Raw genomic sequence first — 26,148 nt, 5'->3', positions numbered from 1 at the left:
GGACCGGCGAACACACCACCGGTGAAAGCCAGACCAGCAACACCAAGAACACTCTTACGCAGCATCGAGTTCATGACCAAAGCTCCATTCGGGGGTTGGCGCACCACCGCCCGATGGGGGTCGGACAGCGTGCGCAAGCACCGTCAGGCGCTCAAACAAGAGGGGGAAAGTCTGTCGACCAGCGGCTCGCGGGGTGACGGGGGTTCGCCTCTTCGCGGCGCCGGGACCATGTACAACGACCGGCGGCCCGCCATCATTCCGGGCCCGACCACCCACCACAACGGGGGGCTCGGTCGCGGGTTCATGTGCAACGACCGGCGGCCCACCAACATTCCGGCCTGGCCGACCCCGCCTCACGGGGCATCGGTCGCGGGTTCCGGCGGCCCGCCATAATTCCGATCCGGGCCCACCGAGGTGCCTTCCTCGGCCGTGCACCCGTGTTCAACGCCCCCGAGCCGGCCACCATTCCGGGCCGGGGATGCCCACCGGCCGGGCCGCAAACCGGACATCACCCACCACGGGACCCGGCTGGTCGGGCCCGAACCATCCTTGATCCACTCCAAGTCGCCGAAACGGCGGTAACCGACACCCGCCGACACCGCCACATCCCCGACACGGCGTCGGGGCAGCCGCCTGCCGCCGCCGACGTCGTGTTGCCCAGACGTTCTGGGACATCGGCCCTCGACGGGGCGACGTCACACTTTCCCCGAAAACGGCCACTCCGAGCGCCCAAAGGCCACATTCCGGCGAAACCGCACGCTCGGGGCGCCCGGAGGCGGGCACGGTGGGCCATCCCCCTAAGCGCAACCAGAAACGAACCGCACGCCGGGTCAGGTGGCGAGCAGGGCGTCGGCCGCGGCGGAGAGCAGCTCCCAGGCCTCGTCGACGTGCTCCTGTCCGGTGAGCGGCGAGCCGACCGCCAGGCGCAGCGCGTACCGTCCCTCGATCCGGGTGTGCGTGAGGTGCACCCGCCCGGTGCTGTTGACTCGGCGCAGCAGCTCCGCGCTCGCCTCGTCGCCGGCCCGTAGCCGGAAGCAGACCAGCGAGAACGGGTGCGGCGCGGCCAGCTCGAACCGGTCGTCGGCCGCCACCCGCGCGGCGAACCGGTCGGCGAGCGCCACCCCCGAGCGGATGTGCGCCCGCAGCCCCTCGACGCCGTACCAGCGCAGCACGAACCAGAGCTTGAGCGCGCGGAACCGGCGGCCCAGCGGGACCTGCCAGTCCCGATAGTCGATCACCGCGCCGGACTCGGTCGCCGCGTTGCGCAGGAACTCCGGCATCACCGTCAGTGCCTCGATCAGCTCGCCCCGGTCGGCCACCCAGAACGCGTCGCAGTCGAAGCCGGTGAGCAGCCACTTGTGCGGGTCGAAGCAGTACGAATCGGCGTACTCGACCCCGGCGTGCGACCAGCGCAGCTCCGGGCAGACCGCGGCCGCCCCCGCGTACGCGGCGTCGACGTGCAGCCAGACGCCGTGCTCGGCGCAGATCGCGCCGATCTCGGGCAGCGGGTCGACTGCGGTGGTGGACGTGGTGCCGATGGTGGCGACCACGATCGCGGGCGCCACCCCGGCGGACAGGTCCGCCTCGATCGCCGCGCGCAGCGCCGCCGGGCGCAACCCTTGCGTCGCCGGGTCCACCTCGATCGTCCGTACCCCGTCGGTGCCCAGCCCGGCGATCCGGGCCGCCTTCTCGATCGAGGAGTGCCCCTGCGTGGAGGTGTACGCGCGGTAGCGCCGGTCGACGCCGTCGGTCCGCCAGCGGCCCTTGCTGGCCCGGTGCAGCGCGCCTAGCGTGGCGACCAGCGTCGCCGACGAGGCGGAGTCCTGGATCACGCCGCCGCCGCGGCCGGTCGAGCGGAACCGCTCCGGCAGGTCGAGCAGGCCGGCGAGCCAGTCCAGCAGCACCGTCTCCAGCTCGGTGCAGGCCGGGCCGGTGGCCCAGAGCATCCCCTGCACGCCGAGCCCGGAGCTGACCAGGTCGCCGAGCACGCTCGGGCCGGAGGTGTTGGCCGGGAAGTAGCCGAAGAAGCCCGGGTGCTGCCAGTGGGTCAGCCGGGGCGTGACGATCCGGTCCAGGTCGGCCAGGACGGCCTCGACCGGCTCGCCCCGCTCGGTCGGCCCGGCGGGCAGCGCGGCGGCTACCGCGCCCGGCGGGTCCTGCGACGTCACCGGTCGCTGTCCGAGCGTCGTCCAGTAGTCGGCGATCCAGTCCACCACGGCGTGCCCGGCGCGGCGGAACTCCTCCGGGTCCATGTGCTCAGCCATGGGGTGGAGTCGATCAGGTGGGCCGCCGTGGGGCAAGGGTCGGGCGGCGGGCGAGACCGGCCCGGACGAAAAAGCACCGGGCCGCCAGCCGCGGAACCCGCAGCGCTGGCGACCCGGTGCACCACACCGCGGCACCCCCGACCCGTCCCGACCGGGAGTGCCGTACCACCACCGGTCATCAACCTACGGGTGCCGCGCGACGGAGGGGTGACACGGCTATGAAGAGCATGTTTCAGGCATCCCGGCGAAGCCCGCCGGCCACCTTCTCGGCGATCAACTCGAACGAACGGACCCGGTCCGCCACGTCGTACACCATCGTGGTCAGCATCAGCTCGTCCGCGCCGGTGCGCGCCAGCAGCGCGCCGAGCTGCCGGGCCACCGTCTCCGGCGAACCGGTCGCCTGGCCCTCCCGGCGCTGGGCCACGAACTCCCGCTCCAACTCGGTGTACGGGTAGGCCGCCGCCTCCTCGGGCGTCGCCAGCGGCTCCGGCCGGCCCGAGCGCAGCTTCAGGAAGGACAGCCCGGCCGGCCCGGCCAGCCACTCCGCCCGCTCGTCGGTCTCCGCGCAGACCGCGTTCACGGCGACCATCGCGTACGGCTGCTCCAGCCATTGCGACGGCCGGAAACTCTGCCGGTAGAGCTGCAGCGCGGGCAGCGTGTTCTGCGCGCTGAAGTGGTGCGCGAACGAGAACGGCAGCCCGAGCACCCCGGCGAGCTGGGCGCTGAAGCCGCTCGACCCGAGTAGCCAGACCGCCGGCGACTGGCCCCGGCCCGGGGTCGCGGTGATCGGCCCCGGCTCCGCGCCGCTGAAATAGTTCATCAGGTCGGCCAGCTCCCGCGGGAAGTGCTCGGCCGACAGCCCCTCCATGCTCCGGCGCAGCGCCAGCGCGGTCACCTGGTCGGTGCCGGGCGCCCGGCCGATGCCCAGGTCGATCCGGCCCGGGTGCAGCGCCTCCAGGGTGCCGAACTGCTCCGCGACCACCAGCGGCGCGTGGTTGGGCAGCATCACCCCGCCGGAGCCGAGCCGGATCGTCGAGGTGTGGGCCGCCAGGTGGGCGAGCAGCACCGCCGGGGCCGAACTGGCGATCGCGGGCATGTTGTGGTGCTCGGCCACCCAGAACCGGCGGTAGCCCAGCTCCTCGGTGCGCCGGGCCAGCTCGGTCGTGTGTCGCAGGGCCTCACCGGCGCTGCCGCCGGCCGCGACCGGAGCAAGATCAAGAACAGACAAGGGTACGTCGATCACGCCTCTGAGCAACCCGCCGCGCGCCGGACTTGTTCCGGACGGTGCCCTAACCCATACCGCGCGCCTGCTCGAAGATCAGGCTGGTCTGGGTGTGCTGCACCGCCGGATCCACCGCCAGATGGTCCAGCACGAAGTCCCGCAGCGCATCCCCGGACGCCGCCCGCACGTGCAGCACGTAGTCCTCCGCACCGGCCACGTGGAACACCGACACCACCCCCGGCAACCGCACCGACCGGGCCCGGAACGCGTCCACCACCGCCCGCTCGTGCGCGGCCAACCGCACCGACACCAGCGCCTGCAACGGCAACCCCACCGCCGCCGGGTCCACCTCCGCGTGGAACCCGCGGATCGCCCCGCACTCGCGCAGCGCCCGGGTACGCGTCAGACACGTCGACGGGGCCACCCCGACCCGCTCGGCGAGGGCATTGTTCGGCAGCCGGCCGTCGACGGCCAGCTCGGTCAGGATCGCGCGGTCGATGTCGTCCAGCGCCGCGAACGGCCGTACATCATTCGGTGCCACGGGCATGCGAGCATCATCCACCGAATCAAAGGATGGCGAAAGTGCAATCAGCAGAATCTTGTTCGCCTCTATTGCTCTGTGCTGGTCTGATGTTCGACGCTTCGGAGCATGACCGCCGTGGACACCAGAGCCGTGCACGCCGGGCGCGACGACCTCGCCGGTCTCGGCGTCCACGTACCGCCCATCGACCTCTCCACCACCAACCCGCTGCCGTCGGTCGCAGGCGGCGGCGACGCCTACGAGACCCTCGCCACCGGCGGCACCCTCCCGCCCGACGGCAGCGCCGTCTACCAGCGGCTCTGGAACCCCACCGTGGCCCGCTTCGAGACCGCCCTCGCCGAACTCGAAGGCACCGCCGAAGCCGTCGCCTTCGCCAGCGGCATGGCCGCCCTCACCGCCACCCTGCTCGCCGCCACCCGCGACGGGCGCCGCCACGTCGTCGCCATCCGCCCCCTCTACGGCGGCACCGACCACGTGCTCGCCACCGGCCTGCTCGGCACCGAGGTCACCTGGGCCCGACCCGACCAGGTCGCCGCCGCGATCCGCCCCGACACCGCCCTGGTCGTCGTCGAGACCCCGGCCAACCCCACCCTCGACCTCGTCGACATCGCCGCCCTCGCCACCGCCGCCGGCGACGTCCCACTGCTCGTCGACAACACCGTCGCCACCCCCGTGCTCCAGCAGCCCGCCCGGCACGGCGCCGCGCTCGTGCTGCACAGCGCCACCAAGAGCATCGGCGGCCACGGCGACGTCCTCGCCGGCGTCGTCGCCTGCGACCCCGGCTGGGCCGCCCGGCTGCGCCAGGTCCGCGCCGTCACCGGCGCGATCCTGCACCCGCTCGGCGCGTACCTGCTGCACCGCGGCCTGCAGACCCTGCCGCTGCGGGTCCGCGCCCAGCAGGCCGGCGCCGAGAAACTCGCCGGCTGGCTCGCCGGCCACCCCGCCGTCACGCGCGTGCACCACCCCGCGCACCACGACCCGGCCGGGCTCGTCGGCCGCCAGATGTCCGGCCCCGGCAGCCTGCTCGCCTTCGAGGTACGCGGCGGCGCTCCCGCCGCGGCCGCCGTCGCGGGTGCCTGCCGGCTGATCACCCACGCCGTGTCGCTCGGCGGCGTCGACACCCTCATCCAGCACCCCGCCTCGCTCACCCACCGGCCGGTCGAGGGCGACGCCAAGCCGTGCGGAGGCCTGTTGCGGGTCTCGGTCGGCCTGGAGGACCCGGAGGACCTGCGGGCGGACCTGGAGCAGGCGCTCGCGGCGATCTGACCCGTCGGGCTGCGCCGCGGGCGCTGCCCGGCGTCAGGAGTTCGGGCCGACGTGGCGGTCCAGCGCGGCGACCGCGTCCCGCCGGGCCACCGAGAGGCAGTTACGTCGGTTCATCTTCCACGCGATGCCGAGCAGGTCGAGCGCCCACTGGCAGAGGCCCATGATGTCGATGGATTCGTTGGTGAACATGTAGCGCGGGTAGACGTACTGCTTGCCCCGGACGGTGACCCGGTTGCTGAACCGGCAACCATCAGAGTGAAACAGGCCACGCAGAAGGTCGCCCGGCTGCGCCGTCGCGATCTCCTGCTGCCAGTCGGTCAGGACGATCGGCCGCTCATGCTTTTTGCCGGGGCCGTGCTGCGGCAACAGGCACGGCCAGTGTTTGCCGTAGCTCTGGACATTGACGCAGCCCTGTTGTTGGACGCGCTGAACCTTGGTTGCGAGCACCGCTCGCATGGCCTGGTCGCAGGCGTCGATCAGTCCTGGCCAGGCGTTGCTGCAAGAGATACGCAACACGGGCACCCGTGCCGACGTCACAAGGTGCCCGTCCCCGAGGTAGAGGCCGAGCAGGTAGGCGTAAGCGGCCGGATCTGTCGTATTGTCGACGTCCGGGCGGCAGCGGAAGCAGCGCAGCGCGGTGCCCTGGGTGATCGGCTCTGGCCGGTCCCGGCACCAGTGCCACACGGTGCGATAGGAGAGCCCGACGCTGCGGGCAGCATCAGCGATGCTGCTGCCGGACAGGTAGAGTTGCCGCGCTCGGGCGCGTATCTCGGGCGAGTGCACATGAGTATCTTCGAACGCCTGTATGACAGTTTGTGCCCCCGGTGGGATTCGAACCCACACTTTATGGCTTTTGAAACCATCGTCTCTGCCGTTGGACTACAGGGGCCTTCTGTTGATTGGCCATGACAGGTTACCCACTACGCTAGGGGCGGCGACACCCGGTATCGCGGGTGTCGAGGCTCAGACTGGTGGGAGAGGCTCGTGGCCGAGACGCAGACGGATGGGGAGCGCAGGCGCGTACTGATCGCCGAGGACGAGGCGCTCATCCGGCTGGACCTGGCCGAGATGCTGGTCGAAGAGGGCTACGAGGTGGTCGGCGAGGCCGGTGACGGCGAGACCGCCGTGAAGCTCGCCGAGGAGTTGAAGCCGGACCTGGTCATCCTCGACATCAAGATGCCGATCATGGACGGGCTGGCCGCCGCCGAGCGGATCGCCGGCGCCCGGATCGCCCCGGTGATCATCCTCACCGCGTTCAGCCAGCGGGACCTGGTGGAGCGGGCCCGGGCCGCCGGCGCGATGGCGTATCTGGTCAAGCCGTTCCAGAAGAGCGATCTGGTGCCGGCGGTGGAGATCGCCCTCTCCCGCTACTCGGAGATCGCCGCGCTCGAGGCGGAGGTGGCCGGCCTCACCGACCGGCTGGAGATCCGCAAGACCGTGGAACGCGCCAAGGGCGCGCTGATGACCACGTACGGGATGACCGAGCCGCAGGCGTTCAAGTGGATCCAGCGGACGGCGATGGACCACCGGATGACCATGAAGGAGGTCGCCGAGCGGATCCTCGCCGAGACCGCCGGCGGCGAGGTGGCCCAGCCGGCCTCCTGACGGCGCCGGTCGGCCGGTGCGTTGGAGCGGCGGGGATCGATAGACTCCGGTCCGTGGCGGCGCGGCGGCTGGTGGCGATGCTCGGTGTCGTCGTCGTGCTGCTCGCCGGTTGCGTACGGGCGAAGGCGCACGTCGAGCCCGGGCCGCTCCGTCCGCGGTGGCAGCCGCTGGCGCTGCCGGTACCGCCGGGACCGCCCGGCCGGTTGCTGCTGCGCGACGTGGCGGCCTGCGCCGGGCGCTGGTTCGTGGTGGGCGGGGTGGCCGACCCGGCGGGGGAGACCCGCCCGGCGGCGTGGGCCAGCGTGGACGGTCTCTCCTGGTCGTCCGTGCCGATCGCGTCGTCGAGCTTCTACGGCGCGCGGCACGTGCTCTACGCGGCGGCCTGCCGGCAGGGTCGGCTGGGGGCGTTGGGTGCGCGGAACGGGGGCGTGCACGGCAATCCGCGTTCGGGCACCTGGGCGCAGGACGCCGGCGGCACGCTGCGGGAGGCGGTGGCCCCGTTCGAGCTGTACGGGGGGCCGCGGGCGGTGAGCGTCTCCCGGCTGGTCGCGGGGCCGGGCGGGTGGCTGGTGGTCGGGTCCCGGGCCGACGGGGCGGCGGTGTGGACGTCACCGGACGGGGTGCGGTTCACGCTGCGCGAGGGTGTGCCGGAGTTGGCCGGCGACGCTCGGGGCCGGACGGTCGGGTTGGACGCGGTGGCCGTACCGCCGGGGTGGCTGGTGGTGGGGGCGGTGCTGCCGCAGCACGGGACGGCGGCGCTGCCGCTCGCCTGGGCCTCGGTGGACGGGCGGGCCTGGCGGCGGATGGAGTTGCCGGCGTCGGACGGGCGGAGCCAGGCGCAGCGGGTCGCTCTGGTGGGCGGCGCGGTGGTGGCGGTCGGTCCGGTGCGGGACGGGTTCGGGGTGTGGCGGGCGGCGGACGCCGGCGGCGGTGCGGGGTGGGCCGGTGCCGCGGGCTGGCGGCGGGTCGGCGGTTTCGGTGCGGCGGGTCCGGGGGTGTCGTCGGTGCATGGGCTCGTGTCGGCCGGCGGCGGGTTGCTGGCGGTGACCGGCGACGGGAATCGTCACGGTCTGTGGTTCTCGGTCGATTCGGGCGGTTCATGGCGGCCGATGGTGCTGCCGGTCGCGGTGCCCGATGGTGGGGACACCGCGGTGGCGGCGGCGTTCGACGAGGATCGACTGATGTTGGTCGCCGACGACGGTGGAGAGTCTCGTGCCTGGTGGGCGGCGGTGCCGACCGTCGATCGGTAGCGGGTGGAGCGGCGTTGGCTGCTTACCGACGAAACAAAGGTGAAAGTCCCTCGCGACCGACGGTTCTTACAGCGATCGTTTCCAATCCGCCACGGCGTGTAACGGTTCGGTCAACCCGCTCTCCTGGGACTTACGCCACAGCTCCCACGTGGGATAACGTCCCGGCCCAGACCGGCGACGACGGTCTGGTTCGTTCGCCCCCCGCAAGGGCCAATTGGCAGCGGGTGGTTGGGGCCATGCGACGGAGGAGGGTTCGGGCCTTGAGGCAGAAGCTCGCGCGCGTGATCGGTGGAGCTGCCATGCTGGCGCTCGTCGCCGGCGGCACCGCCTGCAGCAGCAGCGGTGGGGACAGCGCGTCCGGTGGTGACAAGTGTGGCAACAAGATCGCGTTCTTCGGTGCGCTGACCGGCAGCTCGGCGGCACTCGGCATCAACGAGAACAACGGCGTCAAGCTGGCCGTCGACAAGTACAACAAGGAGAACGCCGACTGCAAGGTCGAGCTGGTTCCGCTCGACTCGCAGGGCAGCCCGGACCAGGCCCCGGGCCTCGCGCAGAAGGCCATCGACGACCCGAAGATCCTCGGCATCGTCGGCCCGGCCTATTCCGGTGAGTCGGAGGCCGCCGACCCGCTGTTCGCCGAGGCGGGCCTGGTGCACATCACCGCGTCCGCGACCCGGCCCAGCCTGTCGCAGCAGGGCTGGAAGACCTTCTTCCGGGCGGTCGGCAACGACTTCAGCCAGGGTCCCGCGGCCGGTACCTACATCAAGGACGTGATCAAGGCCGACCGGGTCTACGTCATCGACGACCAGTCGGCGTACGGCGCGGGCCTGGCCGACGAGGTCAAGAAGGTGCTCGGCGGGGCCGTCGTCGGCTCGGACAAGGTCCAGGGCGAGGGCAAGCAGACCGAGTTCTCCGGCGTGGTCACCAAGGTGAAGGCCGCGAACGTCAAGGCGATCTTCTACGGCGGCTACTACCAGGAGGCCGGCCTGATCCGCAAGCAGCTCACCGCTGCCGGGGTCACCGCTCCGCTGGTCGCCGGTGACGGCGTGAACGACAAGGCGTACATCGACTCCGCCGGTGCGGCGGCGGCCGAGGGCACGATCCTCACCTGCCCGTGCCAGCCCGCCAGCGAGGCGCGCGGCACCTTCAAGGAGGAGTACAAGGCGCTCAACGGCACCGACCCGGGCACCTACAGCGACACCGCCTACGACGCGGCGAACATCCTGCTGGCCGGCATCAAGGCGGGCAAGACCGACCGCGCCGGCCTGCTGGACTTCGTGAAGAACTACAGCGGCGAGGGCGTGGCGGCCAACTACAAGTTCGTCGAGGGTGGCGAGCTGGACCCGGCGCAGGTGAAGGTCTGGGCCTTCAAGGTCCAGGGTGGTCAGGTCGTTCCGGACCAGGAGATCAAGAAGTCCTGACGCCGGTCGCTGCTACAGCGATTGAGTCGTGATCGCGGGTGCGGCCGGGAGCTCGCTCCCGGCCGCACCCCGTTTTTTTCGCCACACCTGATGGAGCGTCCCTCCCTTGAACTTCGACGGACTGTTCTCCAATTTCGGGGAACTCACCACGACCGGCCTGACACAGGGCGCCATCTACGCCCTGGTCGCGCTCGGCTACACGCTGGTCTACGGCGTGCTGAGACTCATCAACTTCGCCCACTCCGAGGTCTTCATCGCCGGCGCGTTCGCCGCACTGTGGACCTGGAACGGCTTCGGCCTCGACCAGAACTCACAGGTCAGCGGGGTCGGCTCGATCATGTTCTATCTGCTCGTGGCGGTGATCGCCGCGGCCATCGCCTCGGCGGGCACGGCGACCGTGATCGAGCGGGTGGCGTACCGCCCGTTGCGTAAGCGGAACGCTCCGCCGCTGGCCTTCCTCATCACGGCCATCGGCGCCTCGATCGCGATCTCGGAGGCGTTCGGCGTCTACACCCGCCGGCTCCCGCAGGGCGCGCCCGGGCTGGTCAACACCAAGCCGTTGTTCGAGATCGCCGGTGTACCCATCGACGCGGTGCAGCTGCTCACCGTCGGTGCCGCGCTGGTGATGATGGTCGCGCTGGACCTGTTCATCAACCGCAGCCGGCTCGGCCGCGGCGTCCGGGCGGTGGCCCAGGACGCCAACACCGCCGCGCTGATGGGCGTGAACAAGGACCGCATCATCATGCTGGTCTTCATCGCGGGCGGGTCGATGGCCGGCGTGGCCGGCCTGCTCTACGACGTGAAGATCGGCACGCTGACCTACAGCGTCGGCTTCCTGCTGGGCCTCAAAGCGTTCACCGCCGCGGTGCTCGGTGGCATCGGCAACCTGCGCGGCGCGCTGGTCGGCGGCCTGCTGCTGGGCGTGGTGGAGAACTACGCCTCGGGTCTGTTCGGCTCGCAGTGGAAGGACTTCGCGGCGTTCGCCGTGCTGGTGGTGCTGCTGATGTTCCGGCCGACCGGTCTGCTGGGCGAATCGCTGGGGAGGGCACGGGCATGACGACGACCGTTAATCCGCCGAACCCGGAGCAACGGGACGCGGCAATGGACCGGCTGCGCCACGGCCGCGAGGCGATCGCGCAGCGGTGGCGCGACGCGCCGCGGTGGGTGCGCTGGGCGGTGCTGGCGGCGGTCATCGTGTTCTTCTACGCGTTGCCGAACAAGGAGTTCTACCAGTACCTCGGGCCGATCCCGACCCCGGGCGCGAACTTCACCCAGGTGATGTTCACCGTCTCGATCTACGTGCTGATGGCCGTCGGGCTCAACATCGTGGTCGGCTTCGCCGGCCTGCTGGACCTCGGCTACTTCGGCTTCTTCGCCGTCGGCGCGTACACCGTGGCGGTGCTGACCTCGCCGAGCAGCAACATCAAGACGCTCTGGCCGTGGCTGCTGGTGGTGCCGGTGGCGATCGCGCTGACCATGGTCTCGGGTGTCATGCTGGGCACGCCGACGCTGCGGCTGCGTGGCGACTACCTGGCGCTGGTGACGCTCGGCTTCGCCGAGATGATCCGGATCGCGGCGGTCAGCTCCGACTTCCTCAAGGGGCAGCGGGGCTTCAACCAGATCCCGCACCCGCCGGGCAAGTACGCCGACGGCAAGCCGTTCTTCGGCGTGCTCGACGCCCGGCCGTACTACTGGCTGGTGCTCACGCTGATCATCGTGGTGGTGATCGGGGTGCGGAACCTCACCCACAGCCGGGTGGGCCGGGCGTGGATCTCCATCCGGGAGGACGAGGACGCCGCCCAGCTGATGGGCGTGCCGACGTTCAAGTTCAAGCTCTGGGCGTTCGCCTCGGGCGCCGCGATCGCCGGCCTGGCCGGCGCGCTCTTCGCGGGCAAGCAGAACTTCGTCAACTCGCAGAACTTCGAGCTGCTGAACTCGATCATCATCCTGGCCGCGGTCATCTTCGGTGGCTCCGGCAACATCGTCGGCGCCATCGTCGGCGGTGGCCTGGTGGCGTACATGATCGAGCGGTTCCGCGGCATCGAGCTGTTCGGCCTGGAGCTCTACGAGTACCGGTTCCTCTTCTTCGGCCTGGTGCTCGTGGTGATGATGATCTTCCGGCCGCAGGGCCTCATCCCGAACCGACGACGGGCGGCGGAGTTCAAGGACCGCCGCAAGGAGGTGATCGTCGGTGAGTGACGTCGAGCAGACGCCGGCCGTCCCGGCGCAGGCTGCCGCACCCGCGGTGGAGGCGGTGCCCGCGCGGGAGCCGCTGCTGGAGGTCGACAACGTCACGCTGCGCTTCGGCGGTGTGGTCGCGCTGAACCAGGTGGACTTCACCCTCTACAAGGGTGAGATTCTCGGTCTGATCGGCCCGAACGGCGCCGGCAAGACCACCTGCTTCAACGCGATGACCGGCATCTACCAGCCCACCGAGGGGCAGATCCGGTTCCGCGGCGAGAAGATCAGCGGGAAGAAGCGCCACCAGATCACCAAGATGGGTATGGCGCGGACGTTCCAGAACATCCGCCTCTTCCCCGAGATGACCGCGCTGGAGAACGTCCAGGTCGGTGCCGACGCGCACCACAAGACCAGCGTCATCTCCGCGCTGCTCCGGCTGCCGCGGCACTGGCGGGAGGAGCGGGAGGGCCGCGAGAAGGCCGAGCGCCTGCTGGAGTTCGTCGGCATCCGCAAGCGGATGCACGAGTTCGCCCGCAACCTCTCCTACGGCGAGCAGCGGCGGCTGGAGATCGCCCGCGCGCTGGCCACCGAACCGGTGCTGCTCTGCCTGGACGAGCCGGCCGCCGGCTTCAACCCGGCGGAGAAGGAGGAACTGCTCCAGCTCATCCGGCAGATCCGGGACACCGGCGTGACCGTGCTGCTCATCGAGCACGACATGCGTCTGGTCATGGGGGTCACCGACCGGATCGTGGTGCTGGAGTTCGGAAAGAAGATCGCCGAGGGTCTGCCCGCCGAGGTGCGGGACGACCCGAGGGTGATCGCGGCGTACCTGGGGGTGCCGGACGATGCTGCTTGAGATCGACGATGTGAGCCTGCTGTACGGGCGGATCCAGGCGCTGCACGGCATCAGCCTCACCGTGGACGAGGGTGAGATCGTCGCCCTGATCGGCGCCAACGGGGCCGGGAAGTCGACCACGATGCGGGCCATCTCCGGGATCCGGCCGGTGGCCTCCGGGCGGATCCGGTTCAACGGCGAGGACATCACCAAGCTCCGGGCGGACCTGCGGGTGCGGCGCGGGCTGTGCCAGGCCCCGGAGGGGCGCGGCATCTTCCCGGGCATGACGGTGCTGGAGAACCTGGACATGGGGGCGTACACCCGGCGGGACCGGGCGGGCGTCGCGCAGGACCTCAACCGGGTGATGGAGCTCTTCCCCCGGCTGGCGGAGCGGCGCAAGCAGGCCGGGGGTACCCTTTCCGGCGGCGAGCAGCAGATGCTGGCCGTCGGGCGGGCGCTGATGAGCCGACCGAAGCTGCTGCTGCTCGACGAGCCCTCGATGGGTCTCGCACCGATGTTGATCCAGCAGATCTTCAACATCATCACCGAGATCAACGAGCAGGGCACGACGATCCTGCTGGTGGAGCAGAACGCGCAGCAGGCGCTGGCCCGGGCGCACCGCGCGTACGTGTTGGAGACCGGACGGATCGTCAAGAGCGGCACCGGGGCCGAACTGCTGCACGACCCGTCGGTCAAAGAGGCATACCTCGGCGTGGCCTGATCGACGACCCCCACAGAAGGAGTACAACCATGTTCAACCCCTCTGGTGCTCGGCGGGCGGCGGTCGGGGCCGCCGGCGCGGCCGTGCTGCTGCTTTCGCTGGCCGCCTGCGGCGAGAAGGAGAATTCCGGCGAGCCGGGCGCCGGCCCCTCGGTGACCGCGGCGGCGGACTCCGCTCTCGCCGCCAAGGTGCCGGACGCGATCAAGGCGGACGGTGTGATCAAGGTGGGCACCGACTCCACGTACGCCCCGGCGGAGTTCCTCGACAACGACGGCAAGACCGTCATCGGCTTCGACGTGGAACTGTTCAACGCGGTCGCCCAGAAGCTCGGCCTCAAGGCCGAGTACGAGTCCGCGCCGTTCGACTCGATCCTGCCCGGTGTCGACTCGGGCAAGTACGAGGTCGGCGTCTCGTCGTTCACCATCAACGCCGAGCGCCTGAAGAGCGTCAACATGGTCAGCTACTTCTCCGCCGGCACCCAGTGGGCGACCAAGAAGGGCAACCCGGGCGGCGTCGACCCGGACAACGCCTGCGGCAAGAAGATCGCCGTGCAGACCGGCACCGTGCAGGTCGACGACATCACCGCCCGGTCGAAGAAGTGCACCGACGCTGGCAAGCCGGCCATCACGGTCGACCAGTACCAGGCGCAGAGCGACGCTACGGCGGCCGTGGTCAGCGGCAAGGACGAGGCCATGCTGGCCGACTCGCCGGTGGGCGCGTACGCGGTGAAGCAGAGCAACGGCCAGTTGGAGCTGCTCGGTGACATCTACGAGTCGGCCCCGTACGGCTACGCGGTGAAGAAGGACCAGCAGGCCTTCGCCGAGGTGCTCAAGGAGGCCGTCCAGGCGGTCATCACCGACGGCAGCTACAAGACCGCGCTGGAGAAGTGGGGCGTCGAGGGCGGCGCCGTCACCAGCTCCGAACTGAACCCCGCCAGCTGACCATGTCGGTCGAGACGGAAACACCCGAACGGGCACGGCCGGAACCCATCCAGGCCGTGCCCGTGCGGCATCCCGGCCGCTGGGTCGCCGTCCTGGTGATCGGGGTGCTGGTCGCCATGTTCGTCCACCTGCTGGTGACGAACAAGGCGTTCAACTGGTCGTTCATGGTCGACAACATGTTCCGGCCGCCGATCATCGACGGGCTCAAGGGCACCATTGCGCTGACCATCCTGGCCATGCTGATCGGTATCGGCCTGGGCATCGTCGTGGCCATCATGCGGCTGTCGTCGAACCCGATCCTGCGCGGCGTCTCCTGGGTCTACACCTGGTTCTTCCGGGCGGTGCCCCGGCTGGTGCTGGCGATCCTCTTCGGCAACCTGGGCATCCTCTGGTCCCGGGTGGAGTTCGGCCTGCCCTTCGACCGGCAGATCGGCGCCCTGTTCGGGATCCAGGACTTCGAGGCGCGCCTGTTCGGCTTCACCGCGGTGGACATCCTCACCGGCTTCGTCGCCGGCATGCTGGCGCTCGGCCTGTCCGAGGCCGCCTACATGGCGGAGATCGTCCGGGCCGGCATCCAGTCGGTGGACGAGGGGCAGACCGAGGCGGCGCAGGCGCTCGGGCTGAGCCGGACTCAGATCCTGCGCCGGATCGTGCTGCCGCAGGCCATGCGGGTGATCATCCCGCCGACCGGCAACGAGACCATCGCGATGCTCAAGGACACCTCGCTGGTGGCCTTCGTGCCGGTCAGCACCGAGTTGTACTTCCAGCTCAAGGCGGTCGGCAACCGGACGTTCCAGGTCTTCCCGATGTACGTCGCGGCGTGCCTGTGGTACCTGGTGCTGACCAGCGTGCTGCTGGTCGGGCAGTACTACCTGGAGCGGCACTACGGGCGCGGCTTCGGCCGGACCGCCGACGCGCGCAACCGGCTGCAGGGCTTCGGCGTCTGGGGCCGTAGCAGCGGAGGGGCAGGGGGCGCATGAGCGAGCGCCAGCGAGCGAATCATCGACGCAGTGCCGCGGTGTCTCATGGCGGCACGGAGCGTAGCGGAGTGCCGGTATGAGCGAGTTGACCGTGCCGGCGCAGGCCGGGGCGCCCGCGGCGGAGTCGGGCCTGATGGTCCGGGCCGAGCAGGTGCACAAGTCGTTCGGGCCCCTCGAAGTGCTCAAGGGCATCGACCTGGAGGTCCGCGCCGGGGAGGTGTGCTGCCTGCTCGGGCCCTCCGGCTCCGGCAAGTCGACCTTCCTGCGCTGCATCAATCACCTGGAGAAGATCAACGCCGGCCGGATCTGGGTGGACGGCGACCTGATCGGCTACCGGGAGCGCGGCGGGAAGCTGCACGAGCTGCGGGACAAGGAGGTGGCCGCGCAGCGCCGGGCCGTCGGCATGGTGTTCCAGCGGTTCAACCTGTTTCCGCACATGACCGTGCTGCAGAACGTCGTCGAGGCGCCGGTGCTGCTGCGCCGGGCCAAGAAGGCCGAGGCCCGGGACCGGGCGGCGCAGCTGCTGGACCGGGTCGGGTTGGGGGACAAGCTCGGCGCGTACCCGGGGCAGCTCTCCGGCGGGCAGCAGCAGCGGGTGGCGATCGCCCGGGCGCTGGCCATGCAGCCGAAGCTGATGCTCTTCGACGAGCCGACCAGCGCGCTGGACCCGGAGCTGGTCGGCGAGGTCCTGGACGTGATGAAGGACCTGGCCCGCGACGGCATGACGATGATCGTGGTGACCCACGAGATCGGCTTCGCCCGGGAGGTCGGCGACTCGCTGGTCTTCATGGACGGCGGCGTGGTGGTCGAGCAGGGCAACCCGCGCGAGGTGATCGCCGCCCCGAAGCACGACCGGACGAAGGCGTTCCTGGCCAAGGTCCTCTGATTGTCGGGTCCGGTGCGGCACGCGCCGCACCGGACCCCGACAGACCGGGCATCGCCGCCGATGTCCGGCGGATCGCGGCCGTTCGGGCCGCGCCGCGGGTCGGGGTTGTCGGCGGTACGGACTAGAGTCGCTGCCGTGACAGCTACGACGCCGCGCCTGCTCCTCGTCGACGGACACTCCCTGGCATACCGGGCCTTCTTCGCCCTGCCGGTGGAGAACTTCTCCACCACCACGGGGCAGCCGACCAACGCCGTCTACGGCTTCACCTCGATGCTGATCAACGTGCTCCGCGACGAGCAGCCCACCCACATCGTGGTCGCCTTCGACGTCTCCCGCCGTTCCTTCCGCACGGAGAAATACGCCGAGTACAAGGCCGGCCGCAGCGAGACCCCGACCGACTTCAAGGGCCAGGTCAGCCTGGTCAAGGAGGTGCTGGCCGCGCTGCGCATCCCGGTGGTGGAGAAGGAGGGGTACGAGGCGGACGACGTCATCGCCACCCTCGCCTGCCAGGCCCGCGACCAGGGCATGGACGTGCTGATCACCACGGGCGACCGGGACGCTTTCCAACTGGTCGGCGACCAGATCACCGTGCTCTACCCGCGCAAGGGCGTCTCCGACCTGGCCCGGATGGACCCGGCCGCGGTCGAGGCGAAGTACGGCGTCGGCCCGGACCGCTACCGCGACCTGGCCGCCCTGGTCGGCGAGAGCAGCGACAACCTGCCCGGCATCCCGGGCGTCGGCCCGAAGACCGCCGCCAAGTGGATCAACACCTACGGTGGGGTCGACGGCGTGGTGGCCCGGGCCGACGAGATCAAGGGCAAGGCCGGCGACAGCCTGCGCGAGCGGCTCGCCGACGTGATCCGCAACTACGAGATCAACTGCCTGGTGGCCGACCTGGAGCTGCCGGTGCGCCCGGAGGACGCCCGCTGGCAGGGCTGGGACCGGGAGGCCGTGCACCAGGTCTTCGACACCCTCCAGTTCCGCATCCTGCGCGACCGGCTGTACCAGTACCTGGAGGCCGTCGAGCCGGAGGCCGAGGCGGGCTTCGAGCTGGCCGGGCAGCTGCTCACCGAGCCGGGCGCCGTCGCCGGCTGGCTGGCGACGCACGCCCCGGCGGGCACCCCGGTGGGCCTGGCGGTCAAGCTCGACACCGGCCCGAACCGGCGGCACACCGCCTCGGTGACCGGGATGGCCCTGGCCACCAACGCCGGCGCCGCCGCCTGGTTCGACCCGGCCACGCTCGACCCGGCCGACGAGACGGCGCTCGCGGGCTGGCTGGCCGACGCCGCCCGCCCCAAGGTGCTGCACGACAGCAAGCCGGCCGTGCTCGCCTTCGCCGCGCACGGCTGGGACCTGCAGGGCATCTCCCGCGACACCCAGATCGCCGCCTACCTGGCCCGCCCCGACCAGCGCTCCTACGACCTGACCGACCTGGCGCTGCGCTACCTGCACCGGGAGCTGCGGGTCGACGCGCCGGAGACCGGCCAGCTCACCCTGGAAGGGCTGGGCAACGACGGCGAGGCCGAGCAGAACCTCATGCTCCAGGCCCGGGCGACCCTCGACCTGGCTGACGCGATCGACGCCGAGCTGTCCCGCGACGGCGAGCAGTCGGCCCGGCTGATGGCCGGCGTGGAGCTGCCGCTCATGCGGGTGCTCGCCACCATGGAGCGCACCGGCATCGCCGCCGACACCGACTACCTGTCCGAGCTGGAGGCGCACTTCGCCGCCGAGGTGAAGGCCGCCGCGCAGGGCGCGTACGCGGAGATCGGGCGGGAGTTCAACCTGGGCTCGCCCAAGCAGCTCCAGGAGATCCTCTTCGGTGAGCTGGGCCTGCCCAAGACCAAGAAGATCAAGACCGGCTACACCACCGACGCGGACGCCCTCCAGTGGCTCTACGCCCAGCAGCCGCACCCGGTGCTGGCGCACCTGCTGCGCCACCGGGACGTCGCCAAGCTCAAGTCGACCGTCGACGGGCTGCTCAAGTCCGTCTCCGACGACGGCCGGATCCACACCACGTTCAACCAGACCGTGGCGGCCACCGGCCGGCTCTCCTCGACCGAGCCCAACCTGCAGAACATCCCGATCCGCACCGAGGAGGGGCGGCGGATCCGCCGGGCCTTCGTCGTCGGCCAGGGCTACGAGTGCCTGCTCACCGCCGACTACAGCCAGATCGAGATGCGGATCATGGCGCACCTGTCGTCGGACGACGCGCTGATCGAGGCGTTCAACTCCGGGCACGACTTCCACGCGGCCACCGCCTCCTCGGTCTTCGGCGTACCGGTGGACCAGGTCACCGCCGACCAGCGGCGCAAGATCAAGGCGATGAACTACGGCCTGGCCTACGGGCTGAGCGCGTTCGGCCTCTCCCAGCAGCTCGGGATCAGCGCCGAGGAGGCGCGCGGGCTGATGGAGAACTACTTCGCCGGCTTCGGCGGGGTCCGCGACTACCTCCAAGAAGTGGTGGCCCGGGCCCGGCAGGACGGCTACACCTCCACCATCCTGGGGCGCCGCCGCTACCTGCCCGACCTGGTCAGCGACAACCGGCAGCGCCGGGAGATGGCCGAGCGGATGGCGCTCAACGCCCCGATCCAGGGCTCGGCGGCCGACATCATCAAGGTCGCCATGCTGCACGTCGACACCGCGCTGCGCGAGGCCGGGCTGCGCTCCCGGATGCTGCTCCAGGTGCACGACGAGCTGGTCTTCGAGGTCGCCTCCGGCGAGCGGGCCACCCTGGAGGCCCTGGTCCGCAAGGAGATGGGCGAGGCGTACCCGCTGTCGGTGCCGCTGGAGGTCTCCGTCGGCGAGGGCCGCGACTGGAACAGCGCCGACCACTGACCGTCGCCCGCCTCCGCCCTGGGACCCAGGGGCGGGTGGCGTGGTGGTCCGCGGGTCAGCGGCCCGGCCCGCGGCGCGCCTTCGGCGGGGCGCCGTGCCGCTGCAAGGCCTTCCGCGACGGACCGCCCGGCGGGGGCAGCGGGGCCTTGACCGGGTCGTGACCCCAGTTCATCAGGGAGTACCGCCACCGGGTTGCGCGGACGTCGCCGCTCGGTCGCTGCGCCATGTGCCGCCGGACGTATCCGACCACCTTGCGCATGTGCCGGTAGTCGCTCTCGGAGAGCTCGTCGCGCCTGCGGCGCAGCAGCTCGACGATCTTCCGGCCGGACTCGTGGCCGACCGACTCACCGCCCCCGCTGCCCTTCTTCCGCCAGCCGACATGCTTCGACTGGTCCGTCTCCAGCCACTTCTGGAGCTCGCCGGGCTTCATGTTCACCGCCTCGGTGAACTCTCGATAGGTATCCCGCCCATCCTCACTTCGACTCACGGCGGAGCGCCTCCGGTCGGTGCGCGACATCCCGGCCCGAGTGGTCGTTGCGGATCCGGTACTGCGGGTCCTCCGGCGAGGCGTTCACCGGGTGCCCGCGGACGTGCGTCCGGTCGACCAGCTTCTCCTTCACCACGCCGTACGCCCGGCCGCTGTGGGCGGCCCAGGAGACGTGGTCGCCTTCGCGGAACTCCTTCTCGGCCATGCCCCCCGGTTACCCGGGGCCGCCGGGCGGAAACGAACGGCTACCCGTCGGCCGGCTTCTCCGCGACGAAGATCGCGGTGCCGGGGAAGAGCCGGCCGCGCAGCGGACTCCACTGCCCCCAGATCCCCTCGTGCCCCGCCGGCCACTCCGGCTCCACCAGGTCCAGCAGGCGGAACCCGGCGCCGACCAGCTCCCGGATCCGGTCGCCGAGGGTGCGGTGCTGCTCGACGTACGTGGCCACCCCGTGCTCGTCCTGCTCGACGTACGGGGAGCGGTCGAAGTACGAATGCACGGCGGCCAGTCCGCCCGGACCGGGGTCGTCGAGGAAGATCCACCGCATCGGGTGGGTGACCGAGAAGACCCAGCGACCGCCGGGTCGCAGCACCCGGGACACCTCCCGCATCACCGCCGCCGAGTCGGCCACGAACGGGATCGCGCCGAACGCCGTGCAGACCGTGTCGAAGGCGGCGTCGGCGAACGGCAGGGCGAGCGCGTCGGCCTGCACCAGCGGTACGCGTACCCCGGTGCGCGCGGCGGCCTGCGCGGCGTGCCGCAACATGCCCGCGGAGAGGTCCAGGGCGACCGGCCGGGCCCCCTGGGCGGCCAGCCAGCGGGCGGCGGCGGCCGCCCCGCAGCCGAGTTCGAGGATCCGCCGCCCGGCCACCTCGCCGAGCAGCCGCGCGTCGGCCTCGCGCAGCCCCTCGGGGCACCAGACGAAATCCACGTCGCCCAGGAACGCGCCGTGCTCGGCCTGGTACTCGTCGGCGTCGGCGTCCCACCAGCCGCGGTTGGCCCGGCGAACCTCCGCGGCGCCCACCCGGCGCCGGGTCACCCTGTCCTCGTTCATCCGAGTCACGCTAGCTTCAACCCGGCGGGCCGCCGCCATCGGTCGGCTGGGGCTGATGTGACGGATGGGACAGCTACCGGACCTTACCGCGCGAAATCTCCGCTTTCGCAGCTGACGAGGTCGTCAGGACCCGGGAGGGCTTGCACGCTGTGGTAATGCAGCGGGTAGGCTAGAGGATGCGCTCGCGGATCGTGTGCCTCGGCAGGGAGCAGGTGCGCGGTCACCGGAGCCACTAATGATCTTCTGACGGCGATCGTTCGGTGTGCCCGGCGACGGATCCGCTGGCGCGGACGAGTCACCGCGACGCCCATGCCTGCTGTGACAACCCATCCGACCGGAGCAACCGCCCACATGACGAGCAGCATCGAGGCCACCTCGAGCGCCAACAAGGTCACCGTCGACGACCTCGGTTCCGAGGAGGCTTTCCTCGCCGCGATCGACGAGACCATCAAGTACTTCAACGACGGCGACATTGTCGAAGGCACCGTCGTCAAGGTCGATCGGGACGAGGTCCTGCTCGACATCGGCTACAAGACCGAGGGCGTGATCCCCTCTCGGGAGCTGTCGATCAAGCACGACGTGGATCCGGCCGAGGTGGTTTCGGTCGGTGACCACATCGAGGCCCTGGTCCTCCAGAAGGAGGACAAGGAGGGTCGCCTGATCCTCTCCAAGAAGCGGGCGCAGTACGAGCGGGCTTGGGGCACGATCGAGAAGATCAAGGACGAGGACGGGGTCGTCCGCGGCTCGGTCATCGAGGTCGTCAAGGGTGGTCTCATCCTCGACATCGGCCTGCGCGGCTTCCTGCCCGCCTCGCTCGTCGAGATGCGGCGGGTGCGCGACCTGCAGCCGTACGTCGGCCGTGAGCTCGAGGCCAAGATCATCGAGCTGGACAAGAACCGCAACAACGTGGTTCTGTCCCGCCGGGCCTGGCTGGAGCAGACGCAGTCCGAGGTGCGCACCGAGTTCCTCAACAAGCTGCAGAAGGGCCAGGTCCGCAAGGGCGTCGTCTCCTCGATCGTCAACTTCGGCGCGTTCGTCGACCTGGGCGGCGTGGACGGTCTGGTGCACGTCTCCGAGCTGTCCTGGAAGCACATCGACCACCCGTCCGAGGTCGTCGAGGTCGGCCAGGAGGTCGAGGTCGAGGTCCTGGACGTCGACCTGGACCGCGAGCGGGTCTCGCTGTCGCTGAAGGCGACCCAGGAGGACCCGTGGCGTCAGTTCGCCCGTACCCACGCGATCCAGCAGATCGTGCCGGGTAAGGTCACCAAGCTGGTGCCGTTCGGCGCGTTCGTCCGGGTGGACGACGGCATCGAGGGCCTGGTCCACATCTCCGAGCTGGCCGAGCGCCACGTGGAGATCCCGGAGCAGGTCGTCCAGGTCGGCTCCGAGGTCATGGTCAAGGTCATCGACATCGACCTGGAGCGTCGCCGGATCTCGCTGTCGCTCAAGCAGGCCAACGAGGGCTTCGTCGAGGGCGAGGAGCACTTCGACCCGACCCTCTACGGCATGGCCGCGACCTACGACGAGCAGGGCAACTACATCTACCCGGAGGGCTTCGACCCGGAGACGGGCGAGTGGCTCGAGGGCTACGACAAGCAGCGCGAGACCTGGGAGAACCAGTACGCCGAGGCACGCCAGCGCTGGGAGGCCCACACCAAGCAGGTGCAGACCTCCCGGGCCGCCGACGCCGAGGCTGCCGCCCACCCGGCTCCGGCTGCGGCCGGCGGCACCACCACCTCGACCACGGCCCCGAGCCGTCAGGCCGAGGAGCCGGCCGGCACCCTGGCCACCGACGAGGCGCTCGCCGCGCTGCGGGAGAAGCTCGCCGGCGGCAAGTGACCCTCCTGCGACGACACCTCCAAATCGGCGGGTCTGACGCCATGTCGATCTGGAGCCGTCGCTGACGACGACGGGCCCCGTCCCCGCGATCCGGTCTCACCGGGCCGCCGGGGGCGGGGCCCTCGCGTATCTCCGCCCGACCCCGTCGTCGGCCGGCCCCGCCGGGTGGGCTTGATCGACTCGGCGGGTGTTGCCTTCCCGCCGACCGGGCACCCCGCCATCCCGCGTCGGCCGCGCGGCCCGTCGAGGTTGGCGTCCGGTTTGGCACCGGCCCAGTGATCGGGTTGACTGGGCGGGTGCTGATGGTGGGGTTGACCGGCGGTATCGGGTCCGGCAAGAGCGCGGTGGCCAGCCGGCTGGCCGTGCTCGGCGCGGTGATCATCGACGCGGACCAGGTCGCCCGCGACGTGGTCGCCCCGGGCACCGAGGGACTGGCCGAGATCGTCGCCGCCTTCTCCGACCGGGTGCTCGACGCACAGGGCGCGCTCGACCGGGCGGCCCTGGGCGCCGTCGTCTTCGCCGACCCGGCGGCCCGCCGCCAGCTGGAGGCGATCACCCATCCCCGGGTACGCGCGCGTACCGCCGAACTGGCCGCCGCGGCGCCCCCGGACGCGGTCGTGGTCAACGACGTACCGCTGCTGGTGGAGGTGGGGCTCGCGCCGACGTACCACCTGGTGGTCGTGGTGCAGACGGCGGTGGCCACGCGGCTGGCGCGGCTGGCGCACGACCGGGGCATGGACCGCGCGGAGGCCGAGCGGCGGATCGCCGCGCAGGCCGACGACGCCCGCCGGCAGGCGGCGGCCGACGTGGTGCTGACCAACGACGGCCCGCTGGACGAGCTGCACGCGGCGGTGGACGCGCTCTGGCACGAGCGGCTGGTGCCCTACGAGCGCAACGTCCGCGAACGCCACGCGGTCCGGCCGGAACAGGTGGTGCTCACCGGACCGGACCCGTCCTGGCCCCAGCAGTACGCCCGACTGGCCGCCCGGATCCGGCGCGCGGTCGGGGCTGACATGCGCGTGGACCACATCGGCTCCACCGCGGTGCCCGGGCTGGCCGCGAAGGACGTCATCGACATCCAGCTCACCGTCTCGTCGCTGGCGGAGGCGGACGGGCCGCTCGCCCAGCGGCTGGCCGACGCGGGGTTCCCCCGGCTGCCCGGCGACTGGTGGGACAACCCCCGCCCACCGGGCAGTGCCCGGTGGGAGAAGCGGCTGCACGGCAGCGCCGACCCGGGCCGCCCGGTCTACCTGCACCTGCGGGTGGCCGGCTCGCCCGGCTGGCGGTACGCGCTGCTGATGCGGGACCACCTGCGCGCCGACCCGGGCCAGCGGGCCGCCTACCTCCAGCTGAAGCGGGAGTTGGTCGCGTCGGCCCCGGACAGCGCCACGTACGGGACGTTGAAGGACCCCTGGTTCGACGAGGAGCACCTACGGGCCGAGGAGTGGGCCGCGCAGACCGGCTGGCGGCCCTGACCGGGTTCAGCGTGCGGTCGGTCCGGGCGCGGTCGCGGGCAGCACCGGCACCCTGCCTGGGGTGAGGTCGAGTTGGGCCCAGACGCCCCGCCCGGTCCGCAGCTCCAACCGACGCGGCAGACCGCTCCGGTCGATCCACCAGCGCAGCGCGGTCGCGCCGGACCGCACCTCGATGACGTCCACCGCGCGGTCGGCCACCCGGTCGTCCCGGACCCGCACCGTCGTCCCCGCCGGCCCGGGGCCGCTGCCGGCCCGCAGCGCCGCGTCCAGCAGCCGGTCCAGGTCGTCCCCCGGCGCCTGGTCGGCCGGCCAGGTCACCCCGGTCGGCGGCGGTAGCGGCGGCGCGGCCGGGATCTCCGTCGCCGCGCCGTCACCCGGGACCTCCGCCCGGGCCACCTGCCCGGACCGCCACCGCAGGAGGGCCCGGCGTCCCGGGGTGTCGACCTCGACCAGCGCCAGGTACGCGGCGGACTGCGCCCAGCTCAGCCAGCCGGCGGCCCGCAGGTTGGCGGTCGGGCCGAGCGGGGCGGTCAGGGTCAGCGTGGCGCCTCCGCTCGCCCGCAGCCGGTCGGGCAGCCGGACCAGCCGGTCGGTCTCGCCGTCGGCGAGCGCGCGGGGCAGGCCCGGTCGGCCGCCGAGCGCGTCCACCGGGCGGAGCGTGGGGCGGTCGCTGCGGGCCAGCTCGACGGTGATCGGGGTGTGATCCGGCAGCCGCCCCTCCAGCCGGTGCAACCGTGCGTCCCGGTCCAGCCAGAGACGCGGCCGCCAGCTCGGCCCGTCGCCGGTTGCCGGCCCACTGGTGCCGCTGCTCGCGCCGGCGGCGGTCGGCACGGCGGTGGTCTGGACGGTCGGGGTCGGGGCCGTCGGCAGGGATGCCTGGAAGATGTCGACCGGGCTGCCCTCGACGGTGTCCTGGCCCAGCCAGCGGGCCTCCGTGGAGGTGGGGTCGGTCCGGTTCGCGCTCAGCCCGAGGAGCAGGTCCCGGACGGCGGCCACGGCACGCCCGGCGGGCGGCTCCCGCAGCCGCCAGCGGTCGGCCGGGGGCACCAGCGGGGGCGGGGCGGGGCTGGGCGCCGCGGCCGGATCGGGCCGGACCACCAGCGCCGACCGGTTGGCCTGGACCAGCCCGCGTTCGGTGCCGGCACCCGGTCCGCCGACATCCAGGTAGACCAGCGGCCGAGCCCAGTCGACCCAGCCGACGAACTCGGTGCGCGCGTCGCCCGTCCCGACCGAGCCCCGTACGCCGGCGCGGACGTCGCGCTGGTTGGTGACCCGCATCGCCGCCAGCAGCTCGGCCTCCGGCGCGGTGAGCGGCCGGGCCGGGTCGGCCGGTTCGGGCGACCAGCTCAGCAGCCCGGCGACCAGCGCCGCCGCCGAGGCCGCCGCGGTGACGCCGAGCGCGACCAGCACCGCTCGGCGCCGGGCCGACCGCTCCGGCGGATCGTCGCTACCGTCGGCGTCGGTGTCGGGCGGTGGTCCGGCCTCCTTGCCCGGCGGCAGCGGACCCGTGGCGGCTGCCGGGCCGGCCCGCCGACGGCGGAGCGGGAGGGCCAGGAGCCGGTCACCGGCCGTCGAGCGGGCGCGACGGTGGCGGCGGCCCGGTTCGCGTGGCACGGCGGTCGGCGCCGGTCCCCCGTCCGGGCTGCTGCTGGATGACTCGACGCGGGCGCCGGGGGTGGGGGTGGTGCGGCGTGGGGCCCTGCCGGCGGTGCCTGGTGGCGGCGGGCCGGTGCCGGGCCGGCCGGCGGTGCGCCGGGGCGCTGCGCCGGCGCCGGGCTGGTCGATCGCGCGGGGCGCCGGCGGGTCGGCGCCGGGCTGATCGGCGGTGCGGGCGAGCGGTGCGCCGGCGCCTTGCTGGTCGGCTGCGTGCGGGCGTGGCGGGTCGAGGTGGGGCTGGTCGGTCGACTGCGGGGGAGGGGTGCCGGTGCCGGGCTGGTCGGCGGCGCGCGGGGTTCGGGTGCCGGGGGTCGGCTCGTCGGCGCCGTCGGTGGTCGGCTCCGCGGGACCGTCGGCGGGCGGGTGACGGCGGGTGTCGTCGGCGGGGGGCGGGCTGGCGTCGGGCGACGGAGCGGGCCGGGACCGGCGGCCGGGGGAGGTCTCCACGAGTGGACAACGCGGCTGTCGGGATCCGGTGACGAGCAGGGGCGCTCGCGGCGGCCGGTCAGCGCCTCCAGCGCGACCACCTGGGTGCGCACGCCGGTCGTCCCGGGTGCTGCGACCCTGTGCCGGGGGCGGCCGCGCCCTTGACGGGCGGCCACCGGGCCCGGTCGGCCGCCGCGAGCGGCCTACGGTACGAGGGTAGTCGGGTGTGCTGGGGCACACAATGGGAATATCGAAGCCAATCACG

Annotated in this window: 22 protein-coding genes and 1 tRNA gene; 14 read left to right on the top strand and 9 right to left on the bottom strand. The window is 71.9% G+C overall.

Features of this window, described 5'->3' with window-relative positions:
* Positions 1-830: 830 nt before the first annotated feature.
* The 3 genes from ABZ783_RS34550 to ABZ783_RS34540 all read right to left on the bottom strand — a co-directional run bounded on the left by ABZ783_RS34550 (position 831) and on the right by ABZ783_RS34540 (position 4,033).
* Positions 831-2,264, bottom strand: a complete 1,434-nt coding sequence (locus ABZ783_RS34550; RefSeq protein WP_357446386.1) for a pyridoxal-dependent decarboxylase — start codon at positions 2,262-2,264, stop codon at positions 831-833.
* 232 nt (positions 2,265-2,496) lie between these two features.
* Positions 2,497-3,507, bottom strand: coding sequence for an LLM class flavin-dependent oxidoreductase (locus tag ABZ783_RS34545; protein WP_357446383.1), 1,011 nt, complete (start codon positions 3,505-3,507; stop codon positions 2,497-2,499).
* Between the two features lie 46 nt (positions 3,508-3,553).
* Complete coding sequence (locus ABZ783_RS34540; RefSeq protein WP_073833840.1) at positions 3,554-4,033, bottom strand: Lrp/AsnC family transcriptional regulator; 480 nt, start codon at positions 4,031-4,033, stop codon at positions 3,554-3,556.
* Positions 4,034-4,135: 102 nt separating this feature from the next.
* On the opposite strand from ABZ783_RS34540, the gene ABZ783_RS34535 reads away from it, so the two are divergent.
* Complete coding sequence (locus ABZ783_RS34535; RefSeq protein WP_357446379.1) at positions 4,136-5,293, top strand: PLP-dependent aspartate aminotransferase family protein; 1,158 nt, start codon at positions 4,136-4,138, stop codon at positions 5,291-5,293.
* Positions 5,294-5,326: 33 nt separating this feature from the next.
* Here ABZ783_RS34535 and ABZ783_RS34530 read toward each other — a convergent pair whose 3' ends face one another.
* Together ABZ783_RS34530 and ABZ783_RS34525 are read right to left on the bottom strand one after the other, a co-directional pair.
* Positions 5,327-6,076, bottom strand: coding sequence for a transcriptional regulator (locus ABZ783_RS34530; protein WP_357446376.1), 750 nt, complete (start codon positions 6,074-6,076; stop codon positions 5,327-5,329).
* Positions 6,077-6,109: 33 nt separating this feature from the next.
* Positions 6,110-6,182 (bottom strand) — tRNA-Leu (locus ABZ783_RS34525).
* Positions 6,183-6,277: 95 nt separating this feature from the next.
* Here ABZ783_RS34525 and ABZ783_RS34520 point away from each other — a divergent pair.
* The 11 genes from ABZ783_RS34520 to polA all read left to right on the top strand — a co-directional run bounded on the left by ABZ783_RS34520 (position 6,278) and on the right by polA (position 18,948).
* Positions 6,278-6,898 carry a response regulator gene (locus tag ABZ783_RS34520; RefSeq protein ID WP_073833838.1) on the top strand — a complete coding sequence of 207 codons (621 nt, stop codon included), beginning with the start codon at positions 6,278-6,280 and terminating at the stop codon, positions 6,896-6,898.
* Positions 6,899-6,951: 53 nt separating this feature from the next.
* A complete protein-coding gene (locus ABZ783_RS34515; RefSeq protein ID WP_357446372.1) occupies positions 6,952-8,148 on the top strand; it encodes a hypothetical protein in 1,197 nt (398 codons plus the stop codon).
* A gap of 260 nt (positions 8,149-8,408) precedes the next feature.
* Positions 8,409-9,569 (top strand): branched-chain amino acid ABC transporter substrate-binding protein, encoded by a 1,161-nt coding sequence (locus ABZ783_RS34510; RefSeq protein ID WP_357446369.1) that lies wholly within the window; start codon positions 8,409-8,411, stop codon positions 9,567-9,569.
* Between the two features lie 106 nt (positions 9,570-9,675).
* Positions 9,676-10,626, top strand: a complete 951-nt coding sequence (locus ABZ783_RS34505; RefSeq protein ID WP_357446366.1) for a branched-chain amino acid ABC transporter permease — start codon at positions 9,676-9,678, stop codon at positions 10,624-10,626.
* Positions 10,623-11,768: a branched-chain amino acid ABC transporter permease gene (locus tag ABZ783_RS34500; RefSeq protein ID WP_357446363.1), complete on the top strand. Its 1,146-nt coding sequence runs from the start codon at positions 10,623-10,625 to the stop codon at positions 11,766-11,768. Before ABZ783_RS34505 ends, ABZ783_RS34500 begins: the two co-directional genes overlap by 4 nt.
* A 46-nt stretch (positions 11,769-11,814) precedes the next feature.
* Positions 11,815-12,606, top strand: a complete 792-nt coding sequence (locus ABZ783_RS34495) for an ABC transporter ATP-binding protein (protein WP_357446389.1) — start codon at positions 11,815-11,817, stop codon at positions 12,604-12,606.
* A complete protein-coding gene (locus ABZ783_RS34490) occupies positions 12,596-13,306 on the top strand; it encodes an ABC transporter ATP-binding protein (protein WP_073833833.1) in 711 nt (236 codons plus the stop codon). Before ABZ783_RS34495 ends, ABZ783_RS34490 begins: the two co-directional genes overlap by 11 nt.
* A gap of 29 nt (positions 13,307-13,335) precedes the next feature.
* Positions 13,336-14,247, top strand: a complete 912-nt coding sequence (locus tag ABZ783_RS34485) for an ABC transporter substrate-binding protein (RefSeq protein ID WP_073833832.1) — start codon at positions 13,336-13,338, stop codon at positions 14,245-14,247.
* Positions 14,248-14,249: 2 nt separating this feature from the next.
* The gene (locus ABZ783_RS34480; RefSeq protein WP_357446358.1) at positions 14,250-15,227 is read left to right on the top strand and encodes an amino acid ABC transporter permease; all 978 of its coding nucleotides are present in this window, start codon (positions 14,250-14,252) and stop codon (positions 15,225-15,227) included.
* A gap of 76 nt (positions 15,228-15,303) precedes the next feature.
* Entirely contained in the window at positions 15,304-16,113 is an 810-nt protein-coding gene (locus ABZ783_RS34475; protein ID WP_357446355.1) for an amino acid ABC transporter ATP-binding protein, read from the top strand.
* A 135-nt stretch (positions 16,114-16,248) separates the two neighbouring features.
* Positions 16,249-18,948, top strand: a complete 2,700-nt coding sequence (polA, locus tag ABZ783_RS34470; protein WP_357446353.1) for a DNA polymerase I — start codon at positions 16,249-16,251, stop codon at positions 18,946-18,948.
* A gap of 55 nt (positions 18,949-19,003) precedes the next feature.
* Here polA and ABZ783_RS34465 read toward each other — a convergent pair whose 3' ends face one another.
* From ABZ783_RS34465 to ABZ783_RS34455, 3 genes are read right to left on the bottom strand one after another with little or no spacing between them, the layout of a single operon-like run.
* On the bottom strand, positions 19,004-19,435 hold the full coding sequence (locus tag ABZ783_RS34465; RefSeq protein ID WP_357446350.1) for a DUF3140 domain-containing protein: 432 nt from the start codon (positions 19,433-19,435) through the stop codon (positions 19,004-19,006).
* The gene (locus ABZ783_RS34460; protein WP_073833827.1) at positions 19,422-19,640 is read right to left on the bottom strand and encodes a DUF2945 domain-containing protein; all 219 of its coding nucleotides are present in this window, start codon (positions 19,638-19,640) and stop codon (positions 19,422-19,424) included. The genes ABZ783_RS34465 and ABZ783_RS34460 overlap by 14 nt, the downstream gene beginning before the upstream one ends.
* 40 nt (positions 19,641-19,680) lie before the next feature.
* On the bottom strand, positions 19,681-20,487 hold the full coding sequence (locus tag ABZ783_RS34455; protein ID WP_357446346.1) for a class I SAM-dependent methyltransferase: 807 nt from the start codon (positions 20,485-20,487) through the stop codon (positions 19,681-19,683).
* 309 nt (positions 20,488-20,796) lie between these two features.
* Between ABZ783_RS34455 and rpsA the strand changes: the two genes are divergently transcribed.
* Positions 20,797-22,326, top strand: coding sequence for a 30S ribosomal protein S1 (rpsA, locus tag ABZ783_RS34450; RefSeq protein WP_357446343.1), 1,530 nt, complete (start codon positions 20,797-20,799; stop codon positions 22,324-22,326).
* A 296-nt stretch (positions 22,327-22,622) separates the two neighbouring features.
* Positions 22,623-23,801, top strand: coding sequence for a dephospho-CoA kinase (gene coaE / locus ABZ783_RS34445; RefSeq protein WP_357446340.1), 1,179 nt, complete (start codon positions 22,623-22,625; stop codon positions 23,799-23,801).
* Between the two features lie 6 nt (positions 23,802-23,807).
* On the opposite strand, the gene ABZ783_RS34440 is transcribed toward coaE, so the two are convergent.
* The gene (locus tag ABZ783_RS34440) at positions 23,808-25,904 is read right to left on the bottom strand and encodes a hypothetical protein (RefSeq protein WP_357446337.1); all 2,097 of its coding nucleotides are present in this window, start codon (positions 25,902-25,904) and stop codon (positions 23,808-23,810) included.
* Between the last annotated feature and the right edge of the window lie 244 nt (positions 25,905-26,148).

The organism is Micromonospora sp. NPDC047738, from assembly GCF_040642675.1.
In the GTDB taxonomy this organism is placed as follows: Bacteria; Actinomycetota; Actinomycetes; order Mycobacteriales; family Micromonosporaceae; genus Micromonospora.
This window is presented reverse-complemented; position numbering and strand designations above follow the sequence as displayed.